This window comes from Pseudomonas sp. GW460-LB5 (genome assembly GCF_059423245.1).
The window spans coordinates 112,249-126,906 of record NZ_JBWKXT010000002.1 but is presented as its reverse complement, the minus strand read 5'-3'; the positions used below and the strand labels follow the sequence as shown (position 1 = coordinate 126,906).

18 protein-coding genes are annotated in these 14,658 nt (G+C 61.9%); 6 read left to right on the top strand and 12 right to left on the bottom strand.

Going from position 1 to position 14,658, the window contains the following annotated elements; genetic code table 11:
- Positions 1 to 73 precede the first annotated feature (73 nt).
- The 6 genes from AC07XM_RS02625 to pstS all read right to left on the bottom strand — a co-directional run bounded on the left by AC07XM_RS02625 (position 74) and on the right by pstS (position 5,264).
- The gene (locus tag AC07XM_RS02625; RefSeq protein ID WP_016486169.1) at positions 74 to 673 is read right to left on the bottom strand and encodes a trehalose-phosphatase; all 600 of its coding nucleotides are present in this window, start codon (positions 671 to 673) and stop codon (positions 74 to 76) included.
- A complete protein-coding gene (locus AC07XM_RS02620; protein ID WP_016486168.1) occupies positions 673 to 1,371 on the bottom strand; it encodes a hypothetical protein in 699 nt (232 codons plus the stop codon). The genes AC07XM_RS02625 and AC07XM_RS02620 overlap by 1 nt, the downstream gene beginning before the upstream one ends.
- Positions 1,372 to 1,464: 93 nt before the next feature.
- A complete protein-coding gene (gene pstB / locus AC07XM_RS02615; protein WP_016486167.1) occupies positions 1,465 to 2,253 on the bottom strand; it encodes a phosphate ABC transporter ATP-binding protein PstB in 789 nt (262 codons plus the stop codon).
- A gap of 50 nt (positions 2,254 to 2,303) precedes the next feature.
- On the bottom strand, positions 2,304 to 3,197 hold the full coding sequence (gene pstA / locus AC07XM_RS02610) for a phosphate ABC transporter permease PstA (protein WP_016486166.1): 894 nt from the start codon (positions 3,195 to 3,197) through the stop codon (positions 2,304 to 2,306).
- On the bottom strand, positions 3,194 to 4,162 hold the full coding sequence (pstC, locus tag AC07XM_RS02605; RefSeq protein WP_016486165.1) for a phosphate ABC transporter permease subunit PstC: 969 nt from the start codon (positions 4,160 to 4,162) through the stop codon (positions 3,194 to 3,196). The genes pstA and pstC overlap by 4 nt, the downstream gene beginning before the upstream one ends.
- Before the next feature lie 70 nt (positions 4,163 to 4,232).
- Entirely contained in the window at positions 4,233 to 5,264 is a 1,032-nt protein-coding gene (gene pstS / locus AC07XM_RS02600) for a phosphate ABC transporter substrate-binding protein PstS (RefSeq protein WP_016486164.1), read from the bottom strand.
- Between the two features lie 188 nt (positions 5,265 to 5,452).
- Here pstS and AC07XM_RS02595 point away from each other — a divergent pair, with 188 nt between their 5' ends.
- Positions 5,453 to 5,833, top strand: coding sequence for a termination factor Rho (locus tag AC07XM_RS02595; protein ID WP_102688840.1), 381 nt, complete (start codon positions 5,453 to 5,455; stop codon positions 5,831 to 5,833).
- A gap of 75 nt (positions 5,834 to 5,908) precedes the next feature.
- Here the strand turns inward: AC07XM_RS02595 and AC07XM_RS02590 are convergent, their stop codons facing one another.
- Both AC07XM_RS02590 and AC07XM_RS02585 read right to left on the bottom strand, forming a co-directional pair.
- Entirely contained in the window at positions 5,909 to 6,136 is a 228-nt protein-coding gene (locus AC07XM_RS02590; RefSeq protein WP_016486162.1) for a hypothetical protein, read from the bottom strand.
- Between the two features lie 172 nt (positions 6,137 to 6,308).
- The gene (locus AC07XM_RS02585; RefSeq protein ID WP_016486161.1) at positions 6,309 to 6,623 is read right to left on the bottom strand and encodes a DUF2834 domain-containing protein; all 315 of its coding nucleotides are present in this window, start codon (positions 6,621 to 6,623) and stop codon (positions 6,309 to 6,311) included.
- Between the two features lie 107 nt (positions 6,624 to 6,730).
- On the opposite strand from AC07XM_RS02585, the gene AC07XM_RS02580 reads away from it, so the two are divergent.
- Positions 6,731 to 7,549, top strand: a complete 819-nt coding sequence (locus AC07XM_RS02580) for a helix-turn-helix domain-containing protein (RefSeq protein ID WP_024717800.1) — start codon at positions 6,731 to 6,733, stop codon at positions 7,547 to 7,549.
- On the opposite strand, the gene AC07XM_RS02575 is transcribed toward AC07XM_RS02580, so the two are convergent.
- The 3 genes from AC07XM_RS02575 to gbd all read right to left on the bottom strand — a co-directional run bounded on the left by AC07XM_RS02575 (position 7,539) and on the right by gbd (position 11,126).
- Complete coding sequence (locus AC07XM_RS02575) at positions 7,539 to 8,324, bottom strand: 2-keto-4-pentenoate hydratase (protein ID WP_102688839.1); 786 nt, start codon at positions 8,322 to 8,324, stop codon at positions 7,539 to 7,541. The genes AC07XM_RS02580 and AC07XM_RS02575 overlap by 11 nt on opposite strands.
- Before the next feature lie 270 nt (positions 8,325 to 8,594).
- On the bottom strand, positions 8,595 to 9,938 hold the full coding sequence (locus AC07XM_RS02570; protein WP_102689628.1) for an MFS transporter: 1,344 nt from the start codon (positions 9,936 to 9,938) through the stop codon (positions 8,595 to 8,597).
- 45 nt (positions 9,939 to 9,983) lie between these two features.
- The gene (gene gbd, locus AC07XM_RS02565) at positions 9,984 to 11,126 is read right to left on the bottom strand and encodes a 4-hydroxybutyrate dehydrogenase (protein ID WP_102689627.1); all 1,143 of its coding nucleotides are present in this window, start codon (positions 11,124 to 11,126) and stop codon (positions 9,984 to 9,986) included.
- A 142-nt stretch (positions 11,127 to 11,268) separates the two neighbouring features.
- Here gbd and AC07XM_RS02560 point away from each other — a divergent pair, with 142 nt between their 5' ends.
- Positions 11,269 to 12,207: a LysR family transcriptional regulator gene (locus tag AC07XM_RS02560; RefSeq protein WP_102689626.1), complete on the top strand. Its 939-nt coding sequence runs from the start codon at positions 11,269 to 11,271 to the stop codon at positions 12,205 to 12,207.
- A 43-nt stretch (positions 12,208 to 12,250) separates the two neighbouring features.
- Here the strand turns inward: AC07XM_RS02560 and AC07XM_RS02555 are convergent, their stop codons facing one another.
- A complete protein-coding gene (locus AC07XM_RS02555; protein WP_024717801.1) occupies positions 12,251 to 12,505 on the bottom strand; it encodes an Lrp/AsnC ligand binding domain-containing protein in 255 nt (84 codons plus the stop codon).
- Between the two features lie 78 nt (positions 12,506 to 12,583).
- Between AC07XM_RS02555 and AC07XM_RS02550 the strand changes: the two genes are divergently transcribed.
- The 3 genes from AC07XM_RS02550 (at position 12,584) to AC07XM_RS02540 (ending at position 14,631) form a co-directional block, all read left to right on the top strand.
- A complete protein-coding gene (locus AC07XM_RS02550; protein ID WP_102689625.1) occupies positions 12,584 to 13,303 on the top strand; it encodes an AzlC family ABC transporter permease in 720 nt (239 codons plus the stop codon).
- Positions 13,300 to 13,602 (top strand): AzlD family protein, encoded by a 303-nt coding sequence (locus AC07XM_RS02545; protein WP_024717802.1) that lies wholly within the window; start codon positions 13,300 to 13,302, stop codon positions 13,600 to 13,602. The genes AC07XM_RS02550 and AC07XM_RS02545 overlap by 4 nt, the downstream gene beginning before the upstream one ends.
- Before the next feature lie 153 nt (positions 13,603 to 13,755).
- Complete coding sequence (locus tag AC07XM_RS02540; protein ID WP_102689624.1) at positions 13,756 to 14,631, top strand: universal stress protein; 876 nt, start codon at positions 13,756 to 13,758, stop codon at positions 14,629 to 14,631.
- Positions 14,632 to 14,658: the final 27 nt, after the last annotated feature.

Sequence of the window (14,658 nt, the reverse complement as noted above, 5' to 3'; positions counted from 1 at the left end):
AGCAGGCGGGTATCAGTACATCTGTACGAACTGGGGCCGCCCTGCGGCCCCGTTGTTGCGCTGACCACTGCCCTCAGGAAGCAAGCGCCTGCGAGCGCTGGCGCTCGGGCATCTCATAGCGGTGCGGTTGCTGCCAGGCCAGCCGTGCTTGCACGTCGACCGCCGCGTCCATCACCTTCTGGGCCCAGTTTTCGTCTTTCGGGCACACCACCACTACGCGAAAACCATGGTCGACGCCCTCAAGCCGCACGCCTTCGGAATCATCGACATGCAGATCGATATCGAACGCCGATGGCAACTTCGAAGGCGAATGCTCAAGGCCGTTCTGGGCCAGGATATGCTGGTGCCGGTCACTGTTGACCACACCATCGACATGGATGCCATAAAGCATCAGCCAGCGCCGGATGTAGGCCGGGGTGCGCCCCGACGAGGTATAGATCCAGATGCTGCAGCCCTGGCGGCGCAGGTCGCGGATCAGCGAGCGCGTGCCACTGCGCAGGGGCTCGCCCAACCAGCGATGGACGAAATTCGGCAGCTTGCTGTCTTCGGCGGCAGCGTGTTCGGGCAGGCAGGCGAGCGTGTCGTCGATATCGAACGAAATGCGTACCTGGCCACGCTTGAGCTTGCGTTCAAGGGCTTGGCGCCCGCGTGCGAACATGGAGTAACGTTGCATCAGCGGCGCCCCTCACAGACAGGCACAGGCGTGCCGCTCAGGAAGAACTTGCCGGGCTCAGGCGCCTTCTCTTCGAGGAAAGCGGCGTACTTTTTCTTGATCTTGGGGAGTTCGTACAAAGCCTTGACACCGTGTTTAGCGGAGTTGCGTATGACCGAGGACGGGTTGAAGTAACCCTCGGCGTTGTCCAGCGACAGCACGAAAGGCGGCAAGCCGGCACGCATCAGCAGGTAGCTGACAATGAGCGAACCTGTGCGGTTGTTGCCTTCGATGAACAACTGCGGCTTGCTGAGGATTCGTACATAAACACCGGCTGCCCGCTTCCAGATCGAATCGCTGCGGTACGAGCAGTACCAGTTGTACAAGTCCTTGATGCCACCTTCGACGTTGTTGAAAAAGTGCGCCTCGGTTGCGGCGAGGTGCGGGGCATATTCCAGGCGACGGGCCGGGTCGCTGCCGCACAGCACAGTGGCGTTGATTTCCAGCATCAGGTTCAGCTGCTGCAGGTCGAACAGGTCGATACCGCGAGCGACATAGTCGTCAATCAGTGCATAGCCTTCAAGTACGTTCAGCAGCACCTCGTCGGTAAACGGATCCCGCGGTTCGGTGAAATGCCGGCTGAGTTCGGCAAAGCGGCCTTGCACCTCGCGCAGTGCGCGCTCTACCGCTGAAAGATCAAGACGACGCGTTGCTCGCATTGGAAATCCCGGGTAACACTTTAACGGAAGGTAACGCGGCCGGTTGCTGCAACCTCCCTGGCTGCAACACCCGGCCACCTTGGCGTGCCTGACTCAGCTGAACTTGCCGCTGATGTAGTCGCTGGTCAGTTGCTCGCGTGGGTTCTGGAAAATCTGCGCCGTAGGGCCCATCTCGACCAGGTAACCGGTGCGGCTGCCCTGGGAAATATCGACCGAGAAGAACGCCGTGGTGTCCGCCACACGAATCGCCTGCTGCATGTTGTGGGTGACCAGGGCAATGGTGTAGTCCTTCTTCAGCTCGACCATCAGCTCCTCCACGCGACGGGTGGCAATCGGGTCGAGTGCCGAGCAGGGTTCGTCCAGCAGCAGCACTTCCGGTTCGGTGGCAATGGCCCGGGCAATGCATAGACGCTGCTGCTGGCCGCCGGACAGCGACAGGCCGCTGACCTTGAGCTTGTCCTTCACTTCGTCCCACAGCGCGGCGCCTTGCAAGGCGTGCTTCACGCGGTCACCCAGGTCGCCCTTGTAGCGGTTCAGGCGCAGGCCGAAGGCGACGTTGTCGAAGATGCTCATCGAGAACGGGTTGGGCTGCTGGAATACCATGCCGATGTAGCGGCGCACGACCACCGGGTCAACACCCTTGCCGTAGACATCCTGGCCCAGGAAGTGCACATGGCCTTCAAACCGGAAGCCCTTCACCAGGTCGTTCATGCGGTTGAGGCTACGCAGCACGGTACTCTTGCCGCAGCCCGACGGCCCGATGAAGCCGGTGATCTCGTTCTTCCTGATCGGCACATGGCTGTCACGCACGGCCATGAAGTTGCCGTAGAAAATCTTGTCCAGCTTGCAGTCCATGACGATCGGGGTGGCTTCATTGACCATGGGAGCGGCTCTTTGCGCAGTGGATACGTTCAAGTTGGATGCTCCCTTTCTCAATACTTGGGCTTGCCGAAGACTCGGCTCAGAATGTTGATGACCAGCACGATCATGACCAGCACCAGCGAGGCCGCCCAGGCGAGCTCGAGCTGGTTGTCGAATGGCATGCCGGAGAAGTTGTAAATCAGTACGGCGAGCGAAGCCGTAGGGTTCATGACCGCCAGGCTGCCGTCATGGTAGATCCAGTAGTTGCTGAACAATGCGGTGAACAGCAGCGGCGCGGTTTCGCCAGCGGCGCGGGCCACGGCCAGCATGACGCCGGTGAGGATCGCCGGCAGGCCGGTGGGCAGGACGATTTTCCAGATCACCTGAGCACGGGTGCAGCCCATGCCGTAAGCGGCGTCTTTCATGATCTTGGGCACCATCTTCATCGACTCTTCAGCAGTCAGCACCACGATCGGCAGCATCAGTACTGCCAAGGCCACACCGCCAGCCGGCGCCGAGTAGGTTCCGGTGGTCATCACCACCAGGGCGTAGGCAAACACCCCGGCCAGGATCGACGGCAGGCCGGTGAGCATCTTGGCGGCAAAGCGCGCGGCGTTGGCCAGCTTGCTGTCGGGGCCGAGTTCGGCCAGGAACACTGCTGCCAGGATACCGACCGGTACCGCGATGGCGGCGGCAATGCCGACCATGACGAAGGTACCGGCCATGGCGTTACCAAAACCGCCACCCATCTCGAAGCCGGTCGGCGGCAGCTCGGTGAACACTTCCAGACTCAGGCGTGCACCGCCGCGGGTGATCAGCATGTACAGCACGGAAATCAGCGGCACGCTGGCCACCAGCGCCGCGAGCCATGCCAGGGTGGTCAAAAGCACGCTGCGCAGGGCACGGCCTTCCAGCTTGCGTTGCAGGCTGGGCAATGCGGCTACAGGGGTCGTCAAGTCAGTCATTGTTTGTTACCACGCTGGGCGTAGAGCATGATCATCGAGCCGAGCACGTTCACCAGCAGAGTGATGAACATCAGGACCAGTGCCGCGTACATCAGCACTTCGACCTCGTTCGGGCCGGCTTCCGGGAAGTTCAGCGCCAGCAGCGCCGCCAGGGTGTTGGCCGGGGCGAACAAGGAAAGGGAAATGGTGTTGGCGTTGCCGACCAGCATGGCCAGTGCCATGGTTTCACCGAGCGCGCGGCCCAGGCCCAGTACCAGCGAACCAAAGATGCCAGTAGCAGCCGATGGCACCATCACCTTGAGGATGGCTTCCCAGTGGGTAGTGCCCATGCCGTAGGCAGCCTGCTTGGTTTTCATCGGTACGCTGGTCAGCGCATCCTGGGAAACGGCAGCGATGGTCGGCAGGATCATGATCGCCAGTACCAGCGCAGCAGGCAGCAGGCCGGGCCCGCTCAGGGAGGTGCCGAAAAACGGGATCCAGCCCAGCTCGCTGTTCAACCAGGCGGTCAGCGGGCGAATCGCCGGGATGACAACGTAGATGCCCCACAGGCCGTAGACCACGCTGGGGATGGCGGCGAGCAGTTCGACGATGGTGCGGAACACTGCGGCGAGCTTGGCCGGAAGGAAATCCTGGGTGAGGAAAATGGCCATGCTGACGCCGAAGAAACCGGCGATCAACAGGGCGATGAAGGCACTGTAAAGCGTGCCCCAGATCGCTGGCAGAATACCGTACTTGCCTTGGTTGACGTCCCAGACGCTGCCGAACAGCACGTCAAAGCCATGCTTTTCGATGCCGGGCAGTGCCTTGCGGCCCACTTCGTAGACCAGCGCGAAGACCAGCGCCAGTACCAGCACCACACCAATGCGTGCAAGCGCACGGAAGGTGCGATCGACCAGGAAGTCTTTCGCAGACGGTGGCTGGCACGCGGAATCGGGGTTATCCGGTATGGCAAAGGGTGTGTTCATGGGCAAGTTCCGGGACAAGGGACAAACACCCCCGGCATGGCTTCATGCCGATACCGGGAGCGCCTGGGTATTACTGGATGTTGGCAGACGCTTTACGCACCTGGTCGACAACCGACGCAGGCAGCGGGATGTAACCCATCGAGTCGGCGATGGTCTGGCCTTTGGTCAGGCTGTACTCGACCATTTCACGCATGGCCTTGGCTTTTGCCGGGTTGCCGTTGTCCTTGCGGAAGATCATCCAGGTGTAGGAAGTGATCGGGTAGGACTTGGCACCGTCCGGGTCAGGCAGCCAGGCCACCAGGTTTTCCGGCATGTTTACCGCAGCCAGTGCTTCGGCACCGCTCTCTGCGTTTGGCACGACGTATTGGCCAGCTTTGTTCTGCAGCACGGCGAAGTCGACCTTGGCCAGCTTGGCGAAGCCGTATTCGATGTAGCCGATGGCGCCCGGGGTCTGGCGGACGGTGGCGGTTACGCCATCGTTCTTCGGCGATTTGATGAACTTGTCGGTGGCCGGCCAGTTGACGGTGTTGCCCTCACCCAGCCCTTGCTTGAAGTCAGCGTTGATGGCCGACAGGTGCTTGGTGAAGACCGCAGTGGTACCGCTGGAGTCGGCACGCACGACCACAGTGATCGGGGTAGCTGGCAGTTTCAGCTCAGGGTTGGCCGCGGCGATTTGCGGGTCGTTCCACTGGGTGATCTTGCCCAGGAAGATGTTGGAGTACACCTCGCGCGGCAGCTTCAGCCCTTTAGGGTTGCCCGGCAGGTTGTAGGCCAGGACGATTTCACCGGCGGTCATTGGCAGCAACTGCACGCCTTCGCCAACCTTGGCAATGTCTGCTTCGCTCATGGCCGAGTCGCTGGCGGCGAAGTCGACGGTCTTGTTCAGGAAGTCCTGAACGCCCGCCCCGCTGCCCTTGGACTGGTAGTCAACGGTGACGCCAGCAGTGTTCTTGCTGAAGTCCTTGAACCAGGTCAGGTAGATCGGTGCAGGGAAGCTGGCGCCGGAACCTGTCAGGCGAACGTTTTCTGCAGCAAAGGCTGCCGAAGTGGCGCAAAGGGAGACCGCAACGGCGAGTGCAGCAGACTTCATCAGGCGTTTCATCAAAAAGTGCTCCTTGTGATGGCCGGCACACTTTGCATCAGCTGTGTTACAGCTTTGTGACTGTTGAGTGGCAGGCCGCACGGTAGAGCTTTTTGCCTATGCCATGACGCACCGCTCGTCCATGGTCCGGCACTCTCGATGGACGCCTGGCCTCAACCGTGCAGGCAAATCCAGCAGGAGTGAACACCATGCCACGCGGTGACAAGGACAAATACACAGACAAACAGAAGCGCAAGGCCGAGCATATAGAGGAGAGTTACGAAGAAAGGGGATTGTCGAAAGCAGAGGCCGAAGCCCGTGCCTGGGCCACCGTCAACAAACAGTCCGGAGGTGGCGACAAGAAGGGTGGCTCGGGGAGCCACACGGCTGCCAGCGAGAAGAAGACAGCCCGCTCCGACTCAGCCAAACGCGCGGCCAAGTCACGCCAGGGTCATTCGCGCAGTTCGGGTGTTTCTCTGGAAAGCCAGAGCAAGCAAAGCCTGATGAAGGAAGCGCGCAGCAAAGACATAAAGGGCCGCTCCACCATGACCAAGGCAGAGTTGGTAGAAGCGCTGCGCAAACAAGGTTGAGGGCTCGATGGCTGGCACCGGCTGCGCCGGTGCCATCATTAAAGCTATCCCGTCCCTTATCTGGGCTTCACCGAATCAGCCAATACCGACAATACCCGCTTCATCGCCTTCCTGGCTGCGGTTGCGGCACGCACACTCGAACTCGGCTTGGGCCCGTGTGACAAAGTTGAGGCTCAAGCGCATCTTTTCCTGGGTGTCGTAAAGGTCATAACCCTCTCCCAGGGCGGCGGGAAAGCCAAGACGCCGAGGGTAAACCTCTCGCTTTACTGGCACTGCGGGCACCACAACGAAGCGCGTCTGCATGATCGTCCCTCTTCGGCAGTGCTTAAGTATTAGTAGTCTTATGTCAAAGCATCAAGATGACTCATGCAATATTTTGGTTCATTTACCTACGCTCGCGGTAATGAGTGCGCAGAAACCCAACAGGCAGACAGCCCCGATGGCATCCACAGCGCATAAACACTCAAGGCATTGCTCATGGCTGACGCACCCCGGCAACGCCTCTGTTGACGAGATACAACAGCGGCCCCGCCGAAACGAACACAGCCGTCAGCAACAGGTAGGGCAGCAACGATATCCCCTTCCCGCCCCGCATACGGTTGTCCCTCACCATCCAGACGCAGGCCAGCCCCGCCATCAGATACAGGTCAATGACCACCTGAGCAGTGTCTGGCCGCGACAGCAGCGTTAGCCCGAACGCCAGCAGCGACTGCTCGGCAATCTGCATCGTCCAGCCGGTATACAGCGAAAACAGCACCAGCAACGCCAGCGCGCAGATACGCAAGCCCATCGTCCTTTCCTCTGTAGGGTTTGCCGGCACAGTAGTGATAGGGTTGCCTGCGCTCAATGACCTGTGAGGTCATGGACGCTGCAATCAAGGACGATAAGGATCAAGGCATGAGTCATCATCTGTTCCATCGCAAAAGCCCTGCGCCGGATACTTCGGCAGGCCAGCATCTGCGTCACTTGCGCCAGCAGGCCGGGCTCAGCCAGCTGGCGCTTTCGCTATTGGCTGGCGTATCGCAGCGCCACCTGAGCTGCCTGGAAACCGGGCGCGCCAAGGCCAGCCCTGGCACCTTGCATGCCCTGCTTTCGGCCCTTGGCGCGCCACTGGAGCACTGCAACGAAGTGTTCATTGCCGCCGGGTACGCGCCCCGCTACGCGGCCTCGCCGCTCGACGCGCCTGAACTGGCATTGGTGCATGCCGCCATCGAACACATCCTGCAGGCGAACAACCCTGCACCTGCAATCGTCATCGACAGCAACTGGCAGGTCATCGCTGCCAATGCCAGTACCGGCCTGCTGTTGGCGATGGTGGGTGTTGCGGCGCAGGCGGCGCCTGGCCTTAACCTTCTGGATACACTGCTGCGCCCTGGCGGCCTGGGCGATCATCTGGCCAATGCGCAGGAAATTCGTGCCGTTGCCTGGCAACGTGCATCCAGGGAGGCAGTGGGCAACCCGACGCTGGCAGAACACTTGCGCAATCTTCCAACCCCGGCCAACCCAGAGCAGGCGGCAGGTATCGCGCCCGTGTTGCTGACCCGCGTGAGCACCCCCTATGGCGAGCTCAGGTTCCTGTCGACCTTCACCACCTTCGGCATGCCGCTGGATATCACCGTGGAATCACTGCGGATCGAGCACCTGATCCCCGCCGACCCACAAACCCGGCAGAGGATGCAGGCGGCGTTTGATCAATGGTCGGCGGTTACAGCGTGAACGACAGCGCCTGGCCAAGGAACCTGGCGCTAACCTGATGGCCTGTTTGATTCAGGTCGAACGGCTGGCACATGGCCCCCGTGGTCACCACATCACCTGCCTTCAATGTCTGGCCGCGTTCGGCAGCATGGGCATACAGGTGGGCCAGCGACACCAGCGGGTCGGTCGCAGCATCGCCAGACAAGCCGCGGGCGCGTAACTCGCCATCTACGTACACCTCGGTGGTCTCGGCCAGGTCTGCAAGCAAGGGTACGTTGATGCCTGCCCCAAGGCTGTTGCCCACGACCAACGCTTCAAAGCCCACGTTGTCCGCCACGAAGCTTGGCCAGCCGACGCGCTTGCGGTCGACGAAGCGTGAGCGCACCACCTCGAAAGTGACGCAGGTTGCGCGAATATCCTCGCTGGCCGGCAGGCGTCCCGCTTGCGGGGGGATATCGCGGTCAAGCACGAAGGCGATCTCGCATTCGATGGTCACAGGTGTCACCGCCGGCAGCTCGATGCGCACACCATCAGCGTGGCAGCGCTTTGCTTCCAGTTGGCCAATCAGCGGCCGGGACAGGTTGGCCGCACGCATGCCTGCGGGGCTGCCGACACCCAGCTTCCACCCGGCACGCTGACCAGCGGCGGCGGCGAAGAACTGATCCTGGCTGTCATAGCCTTGTTTCAAGGTTTCGGGCCTGAGGCTGGCAGGCAGTTCCGTCAGCAATTCACCGCTGCGCCAGTGCTGCAGCAACAGGGCCGCGGTACGTTGGGGTACGAAAAGCGAACTGTTCATCAAGACCTCATGGAAATGGGCGATGCCGGGCAACCGATGCTAGGGCCTGGAATTGATAAGGATAAATATATTGTCATGATGCCTGGCATCACAAACCGTTATGAAACGACTTCTGGAAGCTGATGCGATCCTTGTGGGAGCGGCCTTGTGTCGCGATTGGGCCGCAACGCGGCCCCACCGGTCTCGACGGTCCTGCAAGGATCCTGGGGCCGCTCTTCGGCCCAATCGCGACACAAGGCCGCTCCCACAGGGATCGCACAGGCCTGACGATCACTGGTCAGCAGAAACCGGCTGCTTCAGCAGCAATACATAAGCCATCGCTGCCACCGTCGCCACCGCAGCACTGATCAGGAACGCCGAGGCAAACGACCCGGTCTGCTGGATGCTGAACCCGGTCACGATCGGTGCCACCGAGCCTGCCAGGTAGCCACCAAAGTTCTGGATCGAGCCAAACGAGGCCACGCGCTGGCTATCGACCACAGTGTTGGCAATCATCCAGGCAGTCGAGCTGGCCATGTTCACGCTGAACAGCGCGCAGCACAGCAGCGCCACGCTGAGCATGAAGCCGCTGCCGAACGACAGGGGAACGGTGAATGCCGCCGCCGCGAACAACGCCGTCACCACTACCCGCTTGCGGCTACCCAACACGCTGGCGCCGTTCTTCACCAGGCGGTCGCAGATGCGGCCCGCGACAATGGTGCCCAACGCGCCGAATACATAGGCCAGCGATACCACCCAGGCCGTCTGGTACAAGCTCAAGCCATGCTCACGTTCGAAGTAGCCCGGCAGCCAGGTAAGGTGCAGCCACAGCATGTAGATCACCCCCATGAAGCCCAGTACGGCGCCCCAGGTGCTCTTGTGGCGAAACAGCTCGGTCCAGGCCGCCAGTTGTGCCCGCAGGCTCGGCCTGGCGCTTGCCACCGGCTGTTTATGGGCCTGTGTCGCCAGCAGCCGCTCACGTTCCTCTGCAGGCAGCTCGGCCAGGTAACGCGCCTTGCTCTTGTAGAAGGCAAACCAGCAGGCGGCGACCAGGATGCCGAACACCCCGGTGACAATGAACATGCCGCGCCAGCCCCAAGTGATCATCAGCAGGGTCAGCAACGGTGGCGCCAGGCATGGCCCGATGCAGGTCGATGACAGCACGATGCCCGTCGGTGTGCCGCGCTTTTCGGCCTCGAACCACTCCGCCAGGGCTTTCGCGGCCGACGGGAACATCGGTGCTTCGCCAATCCCCAGCACCACCCTCAGGCCGATGAATGCGGAAAAACTGTTGATCAGGCCGGAGGCCGTCTGCGCCACTGACCAGCCCAGCAGTGCCGCCCCCAGCGAGATCTTGCTGCCCAGGCGGTCGATGATCATGCCCAGCGGCAGCTGCGAGAAGGCATACGCCAGGGAAAACGCTGACAGCAAAATGCCCATCTGCGACGGCGTGATGCCCATGTCGCGCTGGATAGACGTATTGGCGATCGACAGCGCACTGCGGTCGACGTAGTTGATGATGCCGATCACCAGCAACAGGCTGACGGTAATGACCTGGTACTTTTTGAACGGGTTCGGGCTGGCGACCGCTTCCCCCGAGGGGGCAAGCTCGGCTTGCGCATACTTGGTATTCATGGGCGTTCACTTTTGTTGTTATTGATTGAACAGCGGATTGGCGCCTTACATCGACGCTTCAAGCAACCCCTGGTAGTCCTCGGCAGACGCCTCACGCGGGTTGGTCCGATGGCTGTGATCGGCCAACGCGCCCTGGATTATGCGTGGGTACTGCTCTTCGCTGACACCCAGTTCGCGCAGGCCGGTCGGCAGGCCCAACGCGCGGGTCATGTCGCGGATGGCCTGTTCGATCTGGTTTTCGTCTGCCAGCCCCATCGCCTGGGCGATACGCGCCATCTTGTGCTCGTTCAGCACAGTTGCGGCCTTGCGGTTGAAGGTGATGACAGCAGGCAGGAAAATCGCGTTGAGGGTGCCATGGTGCAGGCGCGGGTTGATCCCGCCCAATGCATGGCTAAGGCTGTGCACGCAGCCCAGGCCCTTCTGGAAGGCCAGTGCACCTTGCAGCGAAGCGCTCATCATGTTGATACGGCCTTCGAGGTTCTGCGGGTCTCGGGTAGCGCTTTCGATAAAGCGCCAAGCGCGCCACAGGCCGTCCAGGGCGATGCCGTCTGCAGGTGGGTTGAATGCAGGCGCCATGAACGTTTCCAGGCAGTGAGCAATCGCATCCATCCCGGTGGCAGCGGTGAGTTGTGCAGGCAGGCCAAGGGTCAGCGCCGGGTCGCAGATGGCGGCCTTGGGCACCACATGGGGCGAAATCACGCCCACCTTGCGCCCGTCGTCGAGAATAAGGATGGCGCCCCGCCCTACCTCGCTGCCCGTCCCTGCCGTGGTTGGCACGGCAATCACCGGCGCGGTTGCCGGCGTGATTCGCGCCAGGCCACCCTCGATCACCGCAAAGTTTCTCAATGGCCCATCGTGCCTGGCACACACGGCCACACCTTTGGCCAGGTCGATCGCCGAGCCGCCGCCGATGGCGATGATGCCGTCACAGCCACACTCCTTGAACATGGCCACGGCTTCGCGCACCGCGGTCTCGTTGGGGTTGGGTGGGGTACCGTCATAGATCGGCAGTTGGGCAGCGCTGTCGGCAAAGGTGTTCAACGCCGTATCGACGATACCGGCAGCGCGCACGCCACGGTCGGTCACGATCAAAGGCTTGGTTATACCAATGCGCTCACATTCCGCAGGCAAAAGGGCAATGGCGCCGATATCGAACTGGATCTGGGTGATGTAGTTGATCAGGGACATAAGGCTCAGCAGGCTCCTGGCTTTGTTTTTCTGGGCGGTTTAGCCGCACTGGATGCGACACTGTGCAGCGCCAGTATAGGAATGCGCGCCTGGCCATGGTATTGAGAACAATCCATATCGGTATAACCAGGACGCATACCAGATGACCCCGTCACTCAATTCGATCATGTCCAGGCTGCACGCCCGTCACCTGCGCCTGCTCATCGAGCTGGACGAGCACCGCTCGCTGCTGGGTGCGGCTGGCAGCGTCGGGCTTACCCAGCCCGGTGCCAGCAAGGCGCTGCAGGAAATCGAAACCACCTTCGGCACGGTGCTGTTCAACCGCACCAACCGCGGGCTGGAGCCCACTGCCGCCGGGCACTGCGCCATCCGCTACGCGCGCGTGGTGCAAACCGATATTTCCAACCTGCGCCATGACCTGGATGCCATCCTGCGCGGTGTGGGCGGCCGGCTGGCGGTGGGCGCCATCATGGGCGCCGTGCCCTTGCTGATGCGGGCCGTATCACAGCTGGCCAGTATCCAGCCGCAGATGTCGTTCGAGATCATCGAAGACACCAGCCAGTCGCTGCTGGCACAGATCGAAAGCGGCCGGCTGGACATGGCCCTGTGCCGCACCAGTGTCAGCAACGCGCCGCAGCTGTTTGCCAGCACCTTTGTCCAGGATGAGACGCTGGCGGTCATCGCCAATGTCGACCACCCGCTCAAACACGCCCAAACCGTCAGCCTTGCCGAGTTGGCCGAAAGCCGCTGGATCGTATACCGGGCCAACATGCCGATGCGCGTGCAACTGGAGCGTGAATTCCACGACGCCGGGCTGCGCTTCCCGCTGCACCTGGTTGAAACCACCTCGATCCTGGCGACCTTGTCGCTGCTGCAGGACCGCCCCGACTTTGTGGCGTTGGTGTCGATTGACGTGGCCCGGCAATGCGCGATGAACCAGCAAGTACGCATGCTGCCCCTGGCCATGGGCTCGGTCAGCGACCCTTACGAGTTGGTCACTCGCAAAGGCAGCCAAGCGACACCGGCCATGGACAAACTTAGCGAGCTGCTTTTGCAGGGCGGACAGCCCAGTAGCAGTTAGGCGTGTTGCAGAACGCGCCAGGCGAGCCTGAGCCAAAGCACGACTACACCGGCAGCTCGGTGGTCAGCTTGATCTTTTCCATCGGCACTTCGGTCTTGACGTTCTGCACCACGCTCAGGCTGGTCAGGTGCTTGATCTGGAAGCGTCGATAGGCTTCCAGGTCTGCCGCCACCACCCGCAACAGCAAGTCGCAATCGCCCGCCATCACATGGCACTCCACCACTTCGGGTAACTGGCGCACGGCTTCGACGAACGCGTCGGTGGTGTCCTGGTCCTGGCGCTTGAGCCACACCCGCACGAACAGGGTGAGGCCCAGCGCGACCTTGGCCGGGTCCTAGCGCTCCATTGGAATAATTTACCTCCACTGGAGGTGACCATGAATACCCTTGAACCTGTACTGAACGATCCCCCTGCCACCACGCCGCAAAGCGAACTGCGCCGTGGTGCCGTTGCCGCCCTGCCGGTGCTGCTGGGGTTCATCCCTTGTGCCCTGGTACTCGGCGCGCAGGCTTCCCAGCACCAGCTGGCAGCAGGCGAAGTGGCTCTGATGACAGGCCTTAACTTCGGTGGCGGCTCGGAGTTTGCCGCTGTCGAGCTGTGGACCTCACCGCCGGCAATATGGGTGATTATCGCCATGACCCTGCTGGTCAACAGCCGCCACCTGCTGATGGGCGCAATCCTGGCGCCGTACATGCGCCACCTGCCGCTGCCAAAGGCATTGGGGGCGCTGTTCTTCATGTGTGACGAAAGCTGGGCCATGGGCCTGGCCGATGCGCGCCAGCGCGGCGGGTTCAGCCTGCGCTATTTCATGGGTGTGTCGCTGTGCCTGTGGGCCACCTGGGTCACGTTCACCAGCCTCGGGGCGCAGGTTGGGCCGCTGCTCGGCGACCTGCGCAGCTATGGCTTCGACATGGCCTTTGCCGCGGTCTTCCTGGTGCTGCTCAAGGGCATGTGGAAAAGCGTACACGCCGCCGTGCCCTGGCTGTTCAGCCTGCTCACCGCCGCACTGTTCTACCTGCTGATTCCCGGTGGCTGGTACGTGCTCGCGGGCACCGTGGCCGGCCTGGTCACTGCTTACCTATGGGCCAAACCATGATTGACCTTCCTACACTGGTCACCCTCGTGGGCATGGCCGTGGTCACCTACCTGACCCGTGCGCTGGGCTTTTTACTGCTGCGCAACCGCACCCTTGGGCCGCAACTGACGCAGGTGCTGAACGCCGCGCCCGGCTGCGTGCTGATTGCCGTAATCGCACCCAAGTTCGTTTCCGGGCACCCGGCCGACCTGATTGCGCTAGGGCTTACGGTGTACGCAGCAACGCGGTTTTCCCTCTTGCCGGTGGTGGTATTTACCATCGTGATGACGGGGGGGCTGCGCCTGTTGCTGCCGGCATGATCCGCTGCGGCATCTACGCTCCATTGACTCAAATCAAGCCCTCGCGCCGGGTTCGCGCGACGATGGCTGCAAGCAAGGAATGACTCAAGCACCGCCAGGCGCACAGTGCACAACCGTCGAACACTGCGCGCGGCCATGGACAAGGAGCCCCACATGAACCCGCTGAAACACATACTGGTAGCCACCGACCTGTCCCCCCATGCCCGCAACGCGGCAGAGCGCGCTGCCTACCTGAGCAACGCGCAACAGGCCTCACTGGACCTGCTCTACGTTGCCAACCCGGCCCCCTTCGAGCGCCTCAAGCAGTTGGTGGCGCCTGATGACGACCTGTTGAAGCGGGTACTGGACAGCGCCGGCGAAAAAACCCGCGCACTGGCAGCCCTGCTGTTCCAGCGCTACAACATTTCCGCGGGTGTGCAGGTCGCCAGCGGGTCGGTGATCACGGAAATCACCCGGGTGGTGCAGGACAAACACAGCGACCTGCTGGTATGCGGCGCCAAGGGCCAGAGCGTGGCGCGGCGCCTGCTGCTGGGTTCGACCGTGCAGAAAATGCTCAACCACATGCCCTGCCCTTTGCTGGTGGTCAAGCCGGCGCCTCGTGATGCCTATCGCACGGTGCTGGTGCCGGTCGATTTCTCTCCCGCTTCGCTGCGCGCCATCAAACTGGCCAGGGCCATTGCCCCACAGGCCGAAATCATTCTGCTCCATGTGTACGAAGCCCCGTTCGAAGGCAGCGTGCGTTTCGCCCATATCGACTACGACACCCTCACCCACTACCGCAATGTCATCCGCAAGGACGCACAGGCACAACTCGCTGCATTGAGTGAGGCCGCGGGCATTGCCGATGCACGGCAGACTCTGGAGCACGGTGACCCTGGCTGGCGCATTGCCGAGCAGGAACAGGCGCTGGAGTGCGACCTGATCGTAGTCGGCAAGCAGGGTGCGAGCGCGCTGGAGGAGCTGTTGGTTGGCAGCGTTACCAAGCATGTACTGAACGAATCGCAGTGTGATGTGCTGGTCACGCCCTAGCACGCAAGACCAGGCGGGCCGCCCCCC

Bases quoted from the DNA above. Each gene is read 5' to 3' on its own strand.
- pstS (WP_016486164.1), bottom strand. From the start codon at position 5,264: ATGAAACGCCTGATGAAGTCTGCTGCACTCGCCGTTGCGGTCTCCCTT.
- AC07XM_RS02590 (WP_016486162.1), bottom strand. From the start codon at position 6,136: ATGCAGACGCGCTTCGTTGTGGTGCCCGCAGTGCCAGTAAAGCGAGAG.
- AC07XM_RS02625 (WP_016486169.1), bottom strand. From the start codon at position 673: ATGCAACGTTACTCCATGTTCGCACGCGGGCGCCAAGCCCTTGAACGC.
- gbd (WP_102689627.1), bottom strand. From the start codon at position 11,126: ATGTCCCTGATCAACTACATCACCCAGATCCAGTTCGATATCGGCGCC.
- AC07XM_RS02585 (WP_016486161.1), bottom strand. From the start codon at position 6,623: ATGGGCTTGCGTATCTGCGCGCTGGCGTTGCTGGTGCTGTTTTCGCTG.
- AC07XM_RS02580 (WP_024717800.1), top strand. From the start codon at position 6,731: ATGAGTCATCATCTGTTCCATCGCAAAAGCCCTGCGCCGGATACTTCG.
- AC07XM_RS02560 (WP_102689626.1), top strand. From the start codon at position 11,269: ATGACCCCGTCACTCAATTCGATCATGTCCAGGCTGCACGCCCGTCAC.
- AC07XM_RS02595 (WP_102688840.1), top strand. From the start codon at position 5,453: ATGCCACGCGGTGACAAGGACAAATACACAGACAAACAGAAGCGCAAG.
- AC07XM_RS02575 (WP_102688839.1), bottom strand. From the start codon at position 8,324: ATGAACAGTTCGCTTTTCGTACCCCAACGTACCGCGGCCCTGTTGCTG.
- AC07XM_RS02620 (WP_016486168.1), bottom strand. From the start codon at position 1,371: ATGCGAGCAACGCGTCGTCTTGATCTTTCAGCGGTAGAGCGCGCACTG.
- AC07XM_RS02570 (WP_102689628.1), bottom strand. From the start codon at position 9,938: ATGAATACCAAGTATGCGCAAGCCGAGCTTGCCCCCTCGGGGGAAGCG.
- pstA (WP_016486166.1), bottom strand. From the start codon at position 3,197: ATGACTGACTTGACGACCCCTGTAGCCGCATTGCCCAGCCTGCAACGC.
- pstC (WP_016486165.1), bottom strand. From the start codon at position 4,162: ATGAACACACCCTTTGCCATACCGGATAACCCCGATTCCGCGTGCCAG.
- pstB (WP_016486167.1), bottom strand. From the start codon at position 2,253: ATGGTCAATGAAGCCACCCCGATCGTCATGGACTGCAAGCTGGACAAG.
- AC07XM_RS02550 (WP_102689625.1), top strand. From the start codon at position 12,584: ATGAATACCCTTGAACCTGTACTGAACGATCCCCCTGCCACCACGCCG.
- AC07XM_RS02540 (WP_102689624.1), top strand. From the start codon at position 13,756: ATGAACCCGCTGAAACACATACTGGTAGCCACCGACCTGTCCCCCCAT.
- AC07XM_RS02545 (WP_024717802.1), top strand. From the start codon at position 13,300: ATGATTGACCTTCCTACACTGGTCACCCTCGTGGGCATGGCCGTGGTC.